Here is a 16922-nt window from a genome sequence, read left to right as displayed (position 1 = left end):
TTGCCGCCTTGGGATGGGAGTGAATAGAGCTCCGGACACCATCGTTCAGGGGAAATGGATGTGACGACCCAAACACAACGCATCGACATCTATTACTGGACCACGCCGAACGGACGGAAGGCCACGATCATGGCCGAGGAACTGGACATCCCTTACAATGTCCACTTCATCGACATAACGAAAGGTAAACAATTCGAGCCCGACTTTCTGGCAATCGCGCCAAACAACCGCATCCCTGCCATCGTCGACCCAGAGGGACCAGACGGCGCGCCGATCCAGATATTCGAATCCGGGGCGATTCTGCTCTATCTCGCCCGAAAGTTCAGACGCTTCTACCCGGAAGAGGAACGACAGCGGGCTAAGGTTGATGTCTGGCTTATGTGGCAGATGGGGGGCTTCGGTCCGATGCTGGGGCAGGCACATCACTTCAACCTCATGGACGAGGCGATCCCCTATGCGATCAAGCGCTATAATGACGAGACCCAGCGGCTTTATCGTGTCCTGAATGCTCAGCTGACAAAGCAGAAGTTCGTTGCAGGCGAAGAGTACACGATCGCTGACATCGCGATCTTTCCGTGGGTAGCTCGGTTCGAGCGGCACCGAACCAATCTTGACGACTATCTCGCGGTTAAGAGCTGGTTCGACAGAGTGAAGGTACGACCAGCGGTAATTCGTGGCATGGCCATAGCGCCCAATTGATGAAACCCGCAATGCGTCAAGCAATAAAATGTCGCATATGTGGAAGTAACTGAGGCGCAACCGTTTTACGCCACTCGCGCGCTGACTCGCCTGCTCGAGGACTGGACGCAGCCATTCGATGGCTTCTCGCTCTACTACCCACGCTAGCGCTTGCCTTCAAAGGAGCGCGCTGCGCGGCATCGCAGCGAGCTCTAGTGGTTCTGGCGACGACTTTCCTGTCTATATTGGACAGCGACCCACTCCAGAAAGACGCGCAGCCGCGGCGACAATTGACGCGTGTGTGAGTAGAGCACATGAACGGGAATGGGCGGTGGGGGCGTCGCCGACAAAATCTCGACCAGAACTGAGCGCGCTAGTTCCGACACAACCCGGTAGCGAGGCACCTGAATGATACCCAGACCCACACAAGCGGATGCGACATTGGTTTCCGGACCCGTGACCGTGATATCAGAGGGCAGAAGGATCGTTTCTGTCTCGCGGGCGACCTGGAATGCGAATGGCGCGACGGCTGGTTGATCCGGCGAAAGAAGGCCAACCATCCTGTGTCCTTTTTTTAGATCCTGGACGCTTTGCGGCACACCAAACCGCTCAAGATAATCTGGACTGGCGAAGGTGCCGCGCTCGAGCTCGGCAAGCTTGCGCTGAATGAGCGAGCTGTCGGTCAGTTCGCCAACCCGGATGATGCAGTCATAGCCTTCCCTGACAATGTCCATTGGCTGATGGACCTCGCTGATATGCAACTGGATTTCCGGATAGGTCTGGAGAAACGCCGGCAGTGCCGGAAGCAGGAAATGACGGGCTTGCGTGCCGTGGACGTCAACACGCAATAGGCCCGATGGCTTCGCGCTGCTGAACCCGGCCTCCGCGTCTTCCAGGTCGGCGATCAGCCGCACGCAACGCTGATAATAGGCCTCGCCATCGAGCGTCGGACGCACCACGCGCGTCGTGCGCTCCAGAAGGCGCACGCCCAGCCGCTGTTCAAGCAGTTTGACTGCATCCGTCACCGTTGAACGGGGGATGACCAGATCCTCAGCCGCCCGGGTGAAACTGCGCCGCTCCGCTACACGGGTGAAGATCCGCATCGACTCGAACCGATCCATTGTTCGCATTCCCCGGCAAATGATACCGGATCATGCCCGATTATATGGCGGCTTCAAGAGGTCATGTTTGTTCTCGTCAAGACGCGCTGAGCGCGAAACCAGAATGGAGAACGAAAATGACCACTTCCAAAAACAAGGTCGTGATCGTCACCGGTGCCTCTCGCGGGATCGGTGCGGCGATCGCCCAGCGACTGGCAAAGGACGGCTTCACCGTCGTCGTCAACTATGCCGGCGGCGAAGACGCTGCACGCCAGCTCGTCGACAACATCGAGACCGCCGGCGGCCGCGCCATTGCCGCCCAGGCCGATGTCAGCGATGCCGCTGCTGTCTATCGCATGTTCGACACCACGGAAGCCGCGCTCGGCGGGGTCGACGTGCTGGTCAACAATGCAGGCATCATGAAGCTGGCCACGATCGCCGACGGCGACGACGCCTTTGTCGACAATCAGATCGCGATCAACCTCAAGGGCAGCATCAACACCATGCGCGAGGCCAGCCGTCGCCTGCGGTCTGGCGGCCGCATCATCAACCTGTCGTCCAGCGTCGTCGGGCTCTACCAGCCGACCTATGGCGTCTATGCCGCGACCAAGGCTGGGATCGAAGCGATGACGCATGTGCTGTCCAAGGAACTGCGCGGCCGCAACATCACCGTCAACGCCGTTGCGCCCGGGCCGACGGCCACGGCGCTTTTCCTCGACGGCAAGCCGCAAGCGGTGATCGACAACCTGACCAAGCTCGCCCCGCTCGAACGCCTTGGCCAGCCCGAAGATATCGCCAACACGGTCGCGTTCCTCGCCGGTCCTGACGGCGCCTGGATCAACGGCCAGGTGCTGCGCGCCAACGGCGGCGTCATCTGACCGACCGCCATCTCCCCCAGTTGCTCACAATAGACGAAAGGATATTCGCCATGAGCAAGAAAATTGCCCTCGTCACCGGATCATCCAGCGGTTTTGGCCGCCTGACCGCCGAAGCCCTCGCCCGCGCCGGCCACACCGTCTACGCCTCGATGCGTGATGTCGCTGGCCGCAACGCCGGCAATGGCGCCCAGCTCGTCGAGCTGTCGGACAAGGAAGGCATAGACCTGCGCCCGATCGAGCTGGACGTCCAGTCCGAACCCTCCGTCGGCGCGGCAATCGACAAGATCATCGCCAAAAGTGGCCAGATCGATGTCGTGGTGCACAATGCCGGGCATATGATGTTCGGCCCGGCCGAAGCTTTCACGCCGGAGCAGTTCGCCCAGCAATACGATGTCAACGTGCTGGGGACGCAGCGGGTCAATCGTGCCGTCCTGCCCCACATGCGGGCTCGCCGCGAAGGCTTGCTGGTCTGGGTATCCAGTTCCAGCTCGGCTGGCGGCACCCCGCCCTACCTCTCGCCTTATTTCGCCGCCAAGGCAGCCATGGATTCGCTGGCCGTCCAGTATTCCCGCGAGCTCGCCCGCTGGGGTATCGAGACCACCATCGTGGTCCCCGGCGCTTTCACAAAGGGCACAAACCACTTCGCCCATTCCGGCAGCCCGGCCGACGCGGCCCGGCTCGCCGAATACGAGGCGGACGGTCCCTATGCCGGCTTCAGCGAGACCGTGCAGAAGGCCTTTGCCGACATCGTGCCGGATGACGCCGAGCCCGCACCGGTCGCGGATCTGATCGTGCAGGCCGTCGATACGCCCTTCGGCGAGCGCCCGTTCCGCATTCACTACGACCCGACCGACGATGGCGCAAATATCGGCTTCGGTGTGCTCGACCGGCTGCGTGCAGAGATGCTGCACCGCGTGGGTCTTAGCGATCTGCTCAAGCCCGCCAAGCAGGCTTGAATTACCCAATCACCCGGCGGGCGAACATAGTATCCGCCCGCCGCAAAGCTGCTTCGAAAGGAATTCAGAAATTCGTTCTCGCAGACAGATCGCGCACCTCTGGATTAACTCAGGATCGATTATCAAAGGCTTCCTTTTCAGTGGTTGAAGACCATGACCAAAGGCAAGCCGAACAGAGAAGCCCACGCCTCAGCGTTCCATCGAGCACTCGGTGGCATAGGCGAAGATGTCGATGACATCGTGCTGGCTGCCCTGGGGCAGGATACGCGCCTCGCGCTGCTCGATCTGTGAGGGGAGAACCGCTTTGTAAGCTATTGACGGATAACGATTATGTTAGTCGCTGAGGGTCAACGTTTCCTACAGACAATCAATATGTTAGCAGCTGGTTCGCCAATCCATTTCCCTCGTATTCTCTCATATGGTCTGGCGAACCTAATGACCAAGAAGAGGAATGACCTCAGGTTGTTCTACGCGCAAATTTGACCTCCCTCTTAGCCTTCCCCTCTTTGTGCGGCTCCAGCACTTCTGCAAATGATCCCCTACGGAAGGCTTTGGCACCCAGGCCGACCTCTACTTCCACACAGGGGATGGCAGTGCGCGGCGCCCCTTTTCAGCCATTCCGGCGTGCATTTTGACTCCCTCAAACCGGCCGTTCGTTAGACTGCGTCTTTCGTCGTGAGACCGACGGGAGCTCGGATATGTGTTTGCGCGCGCGCCTGCGCTCAGCTTCGAAGGCTCGACGTGCCATCTCCTCGATCAAGCTTCACTCGCTATAGCTCAGCGGAACTATCACTAATCGCCGAAGGACTTGGCTTGTGCTTTGGTGCCCGACGAAGCGCCAAACGCGGCATCAACGCGTTCTGCCAGTCAACGCGCTTACGATACGAGAAACGCTCCTCAAGATCGCGAACGGCTTGGTGCCCTGGACAAGCTTCGACGGCGAATCCGACCCATTCCCGCGCTTCCTTGTAACGACGCGCTACGCGAAAGCGTTCAGCAAGCGCCAAGCACATAGCAGCCTCCAAAATTCTCGGCGCCTGCAATCCTGAAGGCGTCACGCGCGCAGCAATATACTGCTCTAGCGCCTCGCGATGCACATCGATCGACCAGGCCTCAAGCATGCCGAAGATCGTGCGAGCGACGAGCGCCTCGCTGCTTGGCGCTCCGATGACATCCATGTGCTGCTCGATCAACGCGTCCAGCTTGGCGGAGTGATCGTGCTTCGGAATCAGACGCGCAAATAGTGCATACAGCGTTAGCAGCTGGGAACGCTCCAGCTTGGCGCAGGACTTTGCCAGCCGCTCCATATCCGGAAAGATCGGTCGCAGATCCGTGACGGTCGCGTTTGGCGCGTTCATGAGCACAGGCACAAGCTGCTCAAGATGCCCTTCAAGCCGTTGTCGAGCCTGCTTCGCGCTCATGAGCGGCATGCCGACCCACATCTCCGGGGCAAGCGGGACCATGACCACCCCAGCCTGCTCACGCGTATAGTTATAAGGCTCGTGTGTGGTCGTCGGACCGTTGGCGATAAACGCCGTGATCACATGGTGAGTGAGGCGGACCAGCCCCTGGAAGCTCAGGACCGGACGACGATCCACCTCGGCCGCCTCGCGATCGCCGTCCGACAGCGTGATCGCGTCCGGCAATTGGCGGACATTATGGACATAGCGTGAGCGGAGCACATAAGCCTGACGCAGCGCCTCACCTAGTTCATGCCGAGCGATGGCGGCGCCTGCGATCAGGTCCGGTGCGCGAAAATAGTCGCGATCGACATGGTGGAGAACAAAGGCACGGTAGCGCCGTGCCAGTGACGCGTGCTCCGAACCAAGTATAGCCTCGCGAACTGCGTTGCCGGTACGCTTTGACGCCTTTGCCAAAGCCCGGTCCACAGGTACACGCTTGCGTTCGTCAACATCTTTCCAGCTGGTCGTGTACCCATCGAACTCCTGCGCGAGCGATTCTACCGCTGACACGAGCAGCGTATATGCGAGCGCCAGATCATCGCGCATGCGGTGGAGCGCAGTCACGAAAGTCCGGATCGCGCGCATCGCGCCAAGAAAATGGCGTCGATCTAGCGCGAGCAGCTGATCGACGAGCTCCTTGAAGCGCGCAATCTCGCCTTCCTGCAGTGCGATCCGTTCATCAAAATATCGCCGGATGAACTTGCTCGGCGGGTCGTACGACGCCAGACCCGGCGCCTTCGAGGTCAGCCGGTCGACCACCGCTGGATCTGGAGAGACGATCGCGCGCAGGCCGAATGTCGCCAGCGCGGCAAAGTCGATCAGGAACGGGCCAATCGTGTGCGAGATTAGGAAACCAGGGCCGACCTCTGCCTGCTCGATACGCTCCTCGATCTCATATACGATCGCGCGATTGCCGCGCATGCCGTCGGTTTCCCGCAGCGTCCCGGCAGCTGTCGCCACGTCATAGCCGTAGCAGAGTTCGAGGTTGGAATAGAGCACGCCGCGGAGCTGGTTGGTCCGACCTACGCCGCGCGCATAGAGCTTCCCCGTATTGATCTGCAGCATGTCGTGCTCAGCTTCCGGCCAGCGGTCTCGCGCGCCGCGCGCGGCCGCGCGGCCAGGATTGTCGACGGGGAACGCCGAGCGCCTCCACCGCTGCGAAGCGATCGGCGAACTCGCCGCGCTCATAGTGCCCGAGCTTCGCGATGGCGGCTCGCAAGCGCGGTGGAACGGTGAACACTAATTCGAGCGGCTCCTCCGGCCGAACGATCACCGCCAGCATCTGGTGCCGGAAATGGTCATCGTTCGGATCCTTCTCAACATAGCGCCGCACCTTGATCAGCATCAGCAACGCCTGATCCTGCGCCTTCAGCATCGCCACCAGCGCGTCTCGATCAACAGAAAGCCGCGTCCCGCCGCGTTCGGTCTCATGCCGACCGCGACCTGAGCGCATTCCCCAGGCCTCGGCGGTGAAAATCGCCTTGCCTCCAGGGTCGGTCCAATTGCGGGCGAATGGGTCAGCCTGCTGGAGCCGCATCTTGGTCACCGTCGGTGCGGATGGGCGCGCACGTTGAAGCGCCGTGGCGAAGCCGTAAGGGTCGCGGCTGTCGAGCTTGGTATAACTGTGCCCGTCGCCCGCCAGCCATCGCGTCAGCAATGCGCGTTCGCTCGGATCGCGCCGATCATGCGCGTCTTCCCCCTCGTCGTCGGTCGGGAGATACGCGAAGAAGGGATCAGCCGAGTAGACCGCATGGGCCACGGCACGAGCTCTTCTTTGATCGACCAACTGCGATCCGATTGTGACATCGAGGCCGTCACACGACTCCCAGCTCGCGCTCACCAGAAGGCGCTCGGGCGTAACCAGCGTGTCAGCGAAGCCGGCGAGCGGGAGAAGGTCGAGGGGATGCGGCGTCACCAACACCTGGTCGCCTGCTTTCGATTCGTACCGCAAAACCGGCTCGGCAATTTCGACCGGGAACAAATCGGTTCCTTCAGACAACCAGCGGCCGTCGTCGCGCGAGAGCAAGCGCTCCGACAGCCAGCTGTCCCAAGGTGCTTGCTCCCACGCTTCGCCGCTGACCGGACGCTCGCGAGCCAATTGACCAGCGGCAAGCATGAGGGCGTGCCATGCCAACTGGCCACCATGAAGATCCACCGGTGGAAAGGTGCTCGATCCGTAGCGCACGTCATCGCGCGACCACCGACTACTCGGTCCATCATACATCGATCCGACCGTCGTGTCGTAGCGGCGGATCCAGGCAATGGTGGTGTCGGAAACTTCCCATTTGGCCAGACCGAATACGCTGCCGAGCGGGTCGACCTGATATTTGTCGAAATCATAGTCGAAGTGAAAGCGCGGCTGCGGTTCAGGCCTGTCGTCGGGACGCGCGCTGTGGAAGCCGGGCCGGTGCGAGGTGCGCGGCTGCGGGGGAAGCGCCGGGCGATTGAGCGTGTCGAGCCATGCGGCATAGGAGGCGGCATTGGCGATCTGCCCGCTTGCCGTCAGCGCACGCAGCGCCGCTGTCGCGAAATGGCGGCACAGAACGTGGGGAAAGGCGTCGCTCGTGGCGATCGCCTCAAGCGTCGCCCGGTGCGGCGCGACTGCCACAGGCGTCTCCGCAGCGATGCGGGCAACCGCAATCAGCAGCCAGGTGCGAGCGTGGAGATGAAAAAATGGCCGAGGTTGATCCTGATAGGCGCCGGCCGAGCTGCGCTCGATAGCATTCAACAAATGCGCAAGAATCTGGTGCTCACCTTCAGCACAGAGCGCCCGGACCGCGTGCGCCGCTCGCCAGCGATCGCCGGCATCGGGTGAGCCCAATCGCATCCAGAGCAGGTCGGCAACGATGTTGGGTGTGCCGCCGTCGACCGCGAACGCGCTCGAATAAGGTCCATCGCCGATCGTGTCCGGGAAGAGTGCGGTTGATTGTGCGGCATAACGAGCGAGCGCATCTCCAATCGCCTGCGCGGAAGCCGACTTAGCCAGAATGATGGCGCAGGCCATCCAGAAGTCGCTGGAGATATCCACGCCTTGACCCGGCAGCGCCTTGAGCACCTCCCGGACCAGTTCGTCGCGCTTTGTTCCGGCCAGATGAGCGATCCGCGCCAGGGGGCGGCGCCAGCTGTCGCCCGATCGGACGACGTCGTCGACGTGCCGCAACGCGACACGGATCGCGGCGCCATCAAGCGCCTCGTCCAGTGCGCGCGAGGCGCCATGCCAGTGCTCGCGCGCGCCCTCGAGAAACCAGACCTTGTCCTGGAAGCGCAGCAGGTCGTCAGCGGCGACCGCGTTCAGCAAGGCCATGCGTGGTGCTGGGTCGGTCGTTGATGGCACGAAGCTCTGCAGGATGAAGCCGTCGGTCGGTCGGTTCCCGCTGAACGTCGCTGCCGCTTCGTCGATCGCAGCACGTAGCGCGGCTGGCGTGACCATCGTCACATCTCTCAGAAATGCGGGCATTTCGGCCGGCTGCTCAGACGCAGTTGCCTCGGGCAAACTCGATTGGCGCGCCTTTGCCGTCGCAAAGGCGTCGATGCGCGCTCGAACCGGCGAGTCGCTCGGCAGCTCGGCATCGAACAGGCGCTTGTACTGGTACAGGACCTCGGAACGAAGGGTTGCGCCATCGTCACGATCGAGCTCGACGAGCAAGGCCTGCGCAAAGCGCTCGCGCGCGGGGTTAGCGAGACGCGGTAAGATGACCTGCGCGACCTGAGGCGGAAACCAGTTCCAGGTCGCTTCAAAACGCGCGACGCCGATAAGACCCGCGGCAAGCGCGGGGGTCAGTCGGTTACGTTCGACAAGCGCCTTGAGCATTGGCGGCAAGGTCCAGCCCATGCCGATCTTTTCGCGATCGGCCATGCGCGCGAGCGGTGCCAGACCCGCTGGCCCTGCAATGTTGGTCAGCGCGGTTGTGAAACGGCGCCAGTCGAGCGCCTCCGCCTCATCCGGGATATTGAGCTCAACGAGCCGCACAAAGGCGTGCGCAATCTCCGGCGACAATGGCTCACCGGAATATTGCGCGGCGAACTCGATCAGATCGCCGATCCGCTCCTGGTCATCAGACCCCACCGCATCCGCCAGTTCGAGGCCAATGCGGAAATAGGGCCGAGCCTCCTCCACCGAAACCGGCAACAGCGCCCGCGCCAGCGAACCATAGCCCTGGATTTGTGCCGAGACGTCGGTGTCCGCGCAGATGATCGGTTCAGCCAGGCGTGCGAGCCGCAGTGCCGAGGTTTGGGTTGCGGGGGTGCGCGCCAGCAAGGCGATCATTCCGATCCAGTTCGCAACGACCTGCGTTTGCGATGCCTCCAAAAACGCGGCCAGTCCGGCCCCGCTCGCCTGATCCAAAGGCGCGCGGCATGCTGCCGCCCAGCGGATGACATCGAGGTAGAGCCGCGTCAGGAAGCGTGGCTGATCCCGGTAAGGGTAGGTTTCAGCCGATGCGATTGCGGCGGTCGCATCCGTCAGTGCGTTCGCGATCGCCGGTGCAGGATCGGGGTCTTTGAGGATCGCAACGATTTGATCGACGAATCGCGGCAGCGGCGCCAAGCGCTTTGCCAAGCATTGCTCCCAGCGCCGCGCCTCTTCCGCATCGATCGGCCGCTTGCTCGGGCGCTTCTTGCGCTCGTTCTTGGCAGACTGGAGCTTTTGCCTGAGATTGCGCTCGAACGCGACAGGGCCGCGTCGACGCACTGTCGGCGGGACAACCTCCGCCATGTCGCCCGGTAGCAGGTCCGTCACATGCGTGTTGCGCCGCCGCGCCGCCGCGGCGACCGCCGCAACTTTGAGATGCTGCGTCACTTGGCTGCCACTGAGCGGCCAGGGATCGTCCAGCTGATAGGCCCTTAGCGCTGGGCCCGCGGCATGTGCAACGATCTTCCGTGCGTCGCGTACCAAGCCAAGTGCCACAGCTTGGCCCGCGGCATCGAGCAGTCCGTCGGTCAACTGGTCTTCCCGGCGATAATCATGATAGCTGCCGGGTTCGGCAGGTTCCGCGTTCACGCCCGCAAGACGCCGATACAAGGTTCGCCGAATCTGCGGATCAAGGTCGAGGCGCGCGGCGATGGCTGCGATCACGGCGGGCGATCGGCTTCGGCAATGCGTCAGATCGTACACGACTTGCCGCGCGGGCTCGCCTTCGATGCCGAGGCGTGCGAGCCGCTCGGCATAGCCGAGCATCTTCGCTGCGATTCCGTAGGCGTAGCGATCATCCAGCTTCGCGAGCCAGCGGTCGATCCTGACCGCATTGCCGCGCAACAGCTGCACAAAGATGGCATCGGCCTCGAGGCTGCCCCAGTCGCCGCGATCGGTGCCGCGGCCCTCGCGCTTCTCGCGCAAGGACCAATCGAACCAGGTCAGCGCGCGATCCGATTCCAGCGCCGCGGCGTGCTGGTCCCCGCTGAAGCTGTCGAGCACTGCCAACGAGGCATGGCGGCGACCCGCCCAAGTCGATCGATCGTCACGGAATCGCCGGATCGCCTCCGCATCGTCGCTCAAGGCGACCAGATCAGGGTGCGCGCGCAGATAGGCGTCGCTGCGTTCGGTTGCGCTCGAGATGCGCGCCGCCTCCAGCGTAAGTTTCGTCAGGTCATCGACCTGATCAGCAGCTGCGCACGCCGAGATCGCCGCGCTGAGCCGGGCGAGCCGAATCGCGCGATGCGCGACGCGGCTGAGGTTCGGCATCGCCCGCGCGTCGAACGCCAAGGTGACCAACGCATCGACCTCGCCGGCTTCAGCGAGGATCCCCGGTAACGCGCGCGCTGCGTAAATCGAGTGCGCCTGCCGTGCATCGAGCCTCGCGATCAGGTCGGCGCGTGCCGCAGCATCGGCACCGATCATCTCGACCACCAGCGTCTCGGTCGGTTCATCCCGGAAGATCAGCCCAGTCGGGGTGAGCTCGATAAGCGGGAACAAATCGGTGACGAAGCTTTCCACGTCCGACTGCGAAAGCCCGAGGGCGGACGCCAGTTCATCGATCGGTACCGGCGGCGGCAGCATGGCCATGCCCACCAGCAGACCGCGCGCTTCGCTCGCGGTCGCGCCGCGTTCGATGGCCTGTTCCTCGGCAGCCTCGATCTGTTCGCGCAGCAGCTGCTCGAGCGTTTCCGACGACTGGCCCGGCCGCGCCACGTCGAACGGTGCGCCTCGCCGCAAAAGATTGTCGAGCAGCCGCGGGTTCCCGTTCGACCGGCGTTGCAAGACCGTCACGTCGTTCGACGTCGCCGAGGGCAAGCGCTTCTGCACCAGCGCTGCTGTCTCCTCGCGCGAGAAGGTCGGCACCGCGAACTCGCGGCACCGCGTGTCGCCTTGCGCGTCATGGCGGCGATGCGTGCGGCACGAGGCGACGACCCGAACCCCAGCAATGCTGGCGATGTTGAGGCTTTGCAGCAGGATGTGCGCGAAGGATGCCGTTCCGGTTCGTTTGGCTTGCATGCCGCAATGGTCAATCGCGTCGAGTACGAGGATGACATTGGCATTGGCATCGAACCGGCGCAGCGTCGCGACACTTGCCGCGAGCCGTTCACGCAGTGCCGCGAGGCTTTCCTCGACATGGCTTGATTGAAGCATGATGTCGCACAGGCCATTGGCGGCGAGCAGGTTGGCGAGGTGCGGCAGCGACTTTCGCGGGAGATGCCGGCCATCGGACGGCTCGCGCCACATCCCAGCACCGAAGCCATCGAACAGCAGGACGCAGTGATACGTCGAGAGCTTGTCCGCCAGGGCTTGCATGAGCACCGTCTTGCCGACACCGCCCGCCGCGTGGATCAGCAGAGCACGCGGGTCGGCGAAAACGAGATCGATAATCTCGTCGAGAACGGGTCGCTCGATCTGGGCTTCGACGTCGGGAAAAGCGGCTCGAACCGGATAGATGTCTCGCTCATGCGCGATATCTAGGGCGCCGAGCACATCGACCCGGCCGATTCGGTTGTCGCCCCGGCCTTGACTGCCTGCGCGGTCGCGCACGAGCCTGCGCAAATTGGCAAGCCGCGCATGGCTCAGATTGTCGGTCGCACCGGACCAAGAGGCTAGAGTGCGAAGATTGGCATGTTCGACCCGGGCCAAGGCGCCGCCCGCGCCAGTGAGGGTCAGCTTGTTCGCAAAGGCCTGCAGCGCCGCGCCGGTAAGGTCAGTCGCACCCGCAATCTGGCTTGCGTGATCCGCTGCGCGTCCGTCGAGATTGTCGCCAGCACGCAGCGCTGCGAGCGCGGCGAGCGTGTCCGCATCGATCGGCCGGTTTGTCACGAGTTCAAAGTGCGCCAGATCGGTAGCGTCCGGCCGCGCCTTGGCAAGATCGGCGTCGGCGATTGCAAATTTTCGTAACGTCTTCGCCATTTCCGATGCGCGCATCGGCCGATCGGCGGCGGCGATCGAATATTTGAACTGTAGGGTCTCGACCCGGCTCGCGGTGACCAGCGTTTGGCCGCCGCGATAGCGGACCAGGTCGGCTATCTCGTGGGCGGCGTCGGAGACTTCCGCCGCGTCTTCGACCGCGAACCCCTCGATCGCGATCGCGGCCAGGCTCGTGTCGGGTGGCAGCAGTTCAAGCGCAATCCGTGCCGCCCACGCCTCATGAAATTGATGGCCGTCGCGTGACGCCCGCACGACGTCGATCGATGCCGGTTCGGTTGTCACATCTGTGCTCGCCATTGCATAGGAACGGAACTAGAACAGATACTTATCGTTGGGCAAGCTGTAGTGACAAATGATTTGTGCGGGCGCATTTGCTGTGTGACCCCAAGCAGTGTGATGGGTCGTCCCAACGACGGGCCTTTCTGCCTCGCGATTTAGCGTAGGTTTGTTGCTTGAACGACCGGCCGGCAACGATCCGATCCGAGATCTCGTACTAATAGCTGCTGCTTAGGCAGTTGCGCAAACGGCCGCTTTATCGTCCGCGTCACTAAAGATCTGCCAGTCCGCTACCGGCCCCAAAGCGTCAGATGCCGCCGCTCCGCAGACTTCGAAAGACTTCCGCCTCTGGATCGACACCAGATGCCGTAGCCGCCCAAACGACGCATGTTGTCCCCTGTTGCGCGTAGACAGCGATCCGACTGCCTGGACCACTTCCGCTGTGTCCGATGGGATGGCCGAGCGGGTCGTCTAATCGCCCGACCGTCAAGGGGGTAGGTGCAAGGCAGTCGTCCTTTTTTTGCCGATGCTCGTTCGTATGCCGGGTACAGGGTCGTCTACGCGGTCGATGCAAAGCTGATCGCCGCAGGATGAGTTTCGCAGGTGAGATCTTCCTATGTTCGTTACGCAATCTGCTAAACGAGGCAGTTGCTTCCCGCTTCGCGGAATGATCTCAACCACGTCCCGGCAGGGACGGCTCGGTGCGTCCTGTAAGAACGCTATCGGTTGAATGGCTTGAAGAAATCGTCGCAGGCGAGCGTCTGCAGGATCAGGCAGCGGCGGGCGTTCCTCCGTGCGGATCGAACAGCTCGCCCGTCCGGAGCATCGCATGCATGATCACTGCCAGCTTGCGCGCCAGGGCCACGGCGGCTCGCTTGAAGCCGAGCCGTTCTTTCAGCTCCAACGCCCAGGTTCGCAGGGTGCTGGTATCCGTCGACCGATTCAGGATGACCGCGGCCGCTTCGTATAGCAGTCCGCGCAACTGATTGTCGCCACGGCGCGAGATATGGCCGTCATGATCGACTTCGCCGGACTGGTAGCGCCTCGGGGTCAGGCCCACCCATGCGCCCACGGCGCGCGAGTTCCTGAAGTTCGCCGGATCCTCCACGGCTGCGGTAAAGGCGGTGGCTGTGACGGTGCCGACACCGGGCACTGACATGAGCAGACGGCAGTGCTGGTCCTCACGCGCCATCGCGGCCAGCTGCTTGCTCAGCTCTGCTGTTTGGTATCGGATATCACTCCATACCTGAAGCATTGGCACAACGATGCGCGCCAGCTTTTCTTCGCCCTGCAGAAGCTCGCGAACGTTGCGCTCGAACACGCTGCCGGCGCCCTTGGGCACGATGAGGCCGAACGTCTTCATCAACCCACGGATTTGGTTGGATATCTGCAAACGCATCTTAAGGAGCTGGCGCCGCGCGGTGATCAGCGTGCGGATCAGCATGCTGTCGAAACCTTTGACCCGAACCTCTCGGTAGAAGCCGACCTCGGCCAGATGTGCCAGGCCATCGGCATCGTTCGCATCGGTCTTGTTCGCGGCCATGTCGAGCGCGGCCTTGGCATGCCGAGCGTCGATGCAGATCACCGGCAGGCCCTCTGCCGTCAGCGCATGGTAGAACCACACCGACAGCGGCCCTGTCTCGAACACGACCCGCCGGACATACGGTGCGCGCTTGCGGATCACCGCCGCGAGCAATTGCGGGTCGGACGCGCACTTTGCCCCGCCAAATCCTCTTGCCGTCCTGCCGGATCGATATTGCCGTCTCTTTCATGGAAAGTAGAGCCGGCTAGATGTTCGAACATCGCCGCCACATCTTAGGTGGCCACCGCTCCCGCGATTACGTCATGTTCGTTGCCCTAAGCATCAGTCCCAATCCGTATGCCGGATCGGGAAGAAGCTCCGAGCGGAATTGTGGGATCGGTCTAGGTTCGAGCATTCTGGAGAGCGAGTGGGGTCTGACAAGATCGCCTGACAGTAAGTGGCGAAGAAGGCGGGCCGCGTCCATCGCCGTTCCCACGACCAGTCCGTGGTAGACCCAGCCCGGATGGTAGCCGACCGCATCGCCCATGCGAACATCTGCCAAATCTGCCGGAGTGACGACGAGCCTGGCTGTGGCAAGTTCGGCGGGAATGAAGACGAGATCGGCAAGAGCATCGGCTAGGGGCAGCTCCGATGCTTTCTTGATCAATCGGGCGACCTCTAGGTAGCCGATATTTGAATAGGCCCAACCGTGACCAGGTTCATATCGCAGTCGATCCGCTTCAACCGCGTTCAATAGATCATCAACGGACCAGGGCGAACGCCTCGCTTCGACATCAGCATGGTAGCTCGGAAGGGAGCCGTAGTCTGGCAACCCCGCTTCGTGCCGCAGGAGTTGGACGGGCGTGTAAGGCTTGCCCTCGACGATTTCGTCTAGGCTGACCCTGCCTTGTTCCGACAGACGTAGCAGAGCGATCGCGAGCGCCGTCTTGGTGAAGCTCCACCAAGGCAACGGGACCGAAACCCCCGTTGCGTCCACTTCGCCATCTTCCCGAAAAAATGCCCTCGCTTCCATGCCGCATCATAGGCGACTTACAATGACGTCGCGAGGTCCGTCCGTTTTCCGGAACAAGCCCGATGCTCGGAGAAGCAGACCTCCCGAACTGACGCAAATAGGCGGCAGGCACTTAGAGAGATCCTATGAGGAGTGGATAGCGACCCGTGCTGTGGCAGAGTGGGTTCGCTAGAAATTTCTCTGGAGGCCCATCATGCTTATGACAGCTGATCAACCTGAGGCACATGCCGCCATCCGCGTCGATCTTGGCGCAATTTTTGTCTCGTTGGAACTGAGTAAATCGACCTGGCTGGTGACGTCGCTTTCGCCGGGCAGCGAGAAGATGTCGCGCCATACGGTCGTCGGCGGTGATATCGCGGGCCTATTCGCCTGCTTTGCCGAGCTGCGCAAAAAGGCACAGGCGCGGGAGAGCAAGCTTTACCCGTTGGTAGTGATCCAGGAATCTGGGCTGGACGGGTTCTGGATCGCCCGGGTGCTGGACCGCGAAGACTGGATCGAGAGTCACATTGTCGACGCTGCGTCGATCGCAGTGTCGCGCCGTCGCCGTCGCGCGAAGACCGATCGCATCGATGGCGAGACGCTGATCCGCACGCTGATGGCCTACAGGCGGGGAGAACCACGCGTCTGCTCGATGGTCAGGATACCGACGCCCGAGGAAGAGGACCGCCGACGGATTGGCCGGGAACGAAAGGCGCTGGTCGCTGAACGGGTTCTCCACGTCAATCGCATCAAGGGATTGCTCTTCAGCCAGGGCATCCGGGATTATGAGCCATTACGTCGTGATCGTCGCGCGCGCCTGGAAGCGCTCCGGACGGGCGATGGCCGCGCGCTGTCCAGCCATATCAAAGCTCAGATCTGCCGTGAGCTCGACCGGCTCGAGTTGCTGCTCGAACAGATCAAGACGGTAGAGGCGGAGCGGGATGCGCTCTTGACCCGCCAGACAGCGGGCACACCCGCGCCAGCGGCAATGCTGCTCGGCATCAAGGGAATTGGTCCGGAGTTTGCGGCGATCCTCCACTCGGAAGGCCTGTTCCGGCACTTCGACAATCGAAGACAGATCGCCGCCTATGCGGGCCTGGCTCCGTCGCCATGGCAGAGCGGATCGATCAACCGTGAGCAGGGCGTCTCGAAAGCGGGCAATCCGCGGCTGCGATCGACAATGGTCCAGCTTGCCTGGCTATGGCTGCGCAACCAACCGGATTCAACATTGACTCGCTGGTTCCAGAAACGCGTCACGCGCAATGGCGGCCGCCTCAAAAAGGCGATGATCGTAGCGCTCGCCCGCAAGCTGCTGGTCGCGCTCTGGAAGTATGTGACCGCCGGTGTCGTCATCGAAGGAGCGGTCATGTGAGCTCGCTTGACGTTGCCCCAATTCTCAAACTTCTTCCAATCCCCAGGACCTGATCAGTCTGGGTGGATCCAGGCGAGCGGACCGAAAACGGACATGGCTTTGAAAGGCCGACTTAGAGAATGGTCCCGTTCTCCTGAGCCCTTGCCCGCCGGAAGCGGGATAATGGTGCAGCCGCCTCGAGCGGCGACCGCATGTGAGGTTGTACGGGCTCGGCAGATCGGGCCGGTATTATGGAATCGGGCTCAGATCCTGGATGCCGAACGAGGAAACAACATGTCGCCCTGATAACCCCTTGACCCCAAACTCCTCATGTGAGT

General features: G+C 62.2%; 9 protein-coding genes and 1 pseudogene. 5 read left to right on the top strand and 5 right to left on the bottom strand.

The window, feature by feature from the left end; all coding sequences use genetic code 11:
- The first annotated feature begins 54 nt into the window (after positions 1–54).
- On the top strand, positions 55–699 hold the full coding sequence (locus G6N73_RS20180; RefSeq protein ID WP_165030837.1) for a glutathione binding-like protein: 645 nt from the start codon (positions 55–57) through the stop codon (positions 697–699).
- Positions 700–890: 191 nt separating this feature from the next.
- On the opposite strand, the gene G6N73_RS20175 is transcribed toward G6N73_RS20180, so the two are convergent.
- Positions 891–1799, bottom strand: coding sequence for a LysR family transcriptional regulator (locus tag G6N73_RS20175; protein ID WP_165030835.1), 909 nt, complete (start codon positions 1797–1799; stop codon positions 891–893).
- Positions 1800–1915: 116 nt separating this feature from the next.
- Between G6N73_RS20175 and G6N73_RS20170 the strand changes: the two genes are divergently transcribed.
- The 3 genes from G6N73_RS20170 to G6N73_RS20160 all read left to right on the top strand — a co-directional run bounded on the left by G6N73_RS20170 (position 1916) and on the right by G6N73_RS20160 (position 3903).
- Positions 1916–2656 (top strand): SDR family oxidoreductase, encoded by a 741-nt coding sequence (locus G6N73_RS20170; protein ID WP_165030833.1) that lies wholly within the window; start codon positions 1916–1918, stop codon positions 2654–2656.
- Positions 2657–2706: 50 nt separating this feature from the next.
- On the top strand, positions 2707–3612 hold the full coding sequence (locus G6N73_RS20165; RefSeq protein WP_165030831.1) for an SDR family oxidoreductase: 906 nt from the start codon (positions 2707–2709) through the stop codon (positions 3610–3612).
- A gap of 153 nt (positions 3613–3765) precedes the next feature.
- On the top strand, positions 3766–3903 hold the full coding sequence (locus G6N73_RS20160; protein ID WP_165030829.1) for a hypothetical protein: 138 nt from the start codon (positions 3766–3768) through the stop codon (positions 3901–3903).
- A 479-nt stretch (positions 3904–4382) separates the two neighbouring features.
- Here the strand turns inward: G6N73_RS20160 and G6N73_RS20155 are convergent, their stop codons facing one another.
- From G6N73_RS20155 to G6N73_RS20140, 4 genes and pseudogenes are all read right to left on the bottom strand, one after another.
- Complete coding sequence (locus tag G6N73_RS20155) at positions 4383–6140, bottom strand: hypothetical protein (RefSeq protein WP_165030827.1); 1758 nt, start codon at positions 6138–6140, stop codon at positions 4383–4385.
- A gap of 7 nt (positions 6141–6147) precedes the next feature.
- A complete protein-coding gene (locus G6N73_RS20150; protein WP_165030825.1) occupies positions 6148–12705 on the bottom strand; it encodes an NACHT domain-containing protein in 6558 nt (2185 codons plus the stop codon).
- 763 nt (positions 12706–13468) lie between these two features.
- Positions 13469–14471, bottom strand: a pseudogene (locus G6N73_RS20145) (IS110 family RNA-guided transposase).
- A gap of 66 nt (positions 14472–14537) precedes the next feature.
- Entirely contained in the window at positions 14538–15254 is a 717-nt protein-coding gene (locus tag G6N73_RS20140; RefSeq protein ID WP_165030823.1) for a serine hydrolase domain-containing protein, read from the bottom strand.
- Between the two features lie 193 nt (positions 15255–15447).
- On the opposite strand from G6N73_RS20140, the gene G6N73_RS20135 reads away from it, so the two are divergent.
- Entirely contained in the window at positions 15448–16605 is a 1158-nt protein-coding gene (locus tag G6N73_RS20135; RefSeq protein WP_425484120.1) for an IS110 family RNA-guided transposase, read from the top strand.
- Positions 16606–16922: the final 317 nt, after the last annotated feature.

The organism is Allomesorhizobium camelthorni (assembly GCF_011045125.1).
In the GTDB taxonomy this organism is placed as follows: Bacteria; Pseudomonadota; Alphaproteobacteria; order Rhizobiales; family Rhizobiaceae; genus Allomesorhizobium; species Allomesorhizobium camelthorni.
This window is presented reverse-complemented; position numbering and strand designations above follow the sequence as displayed.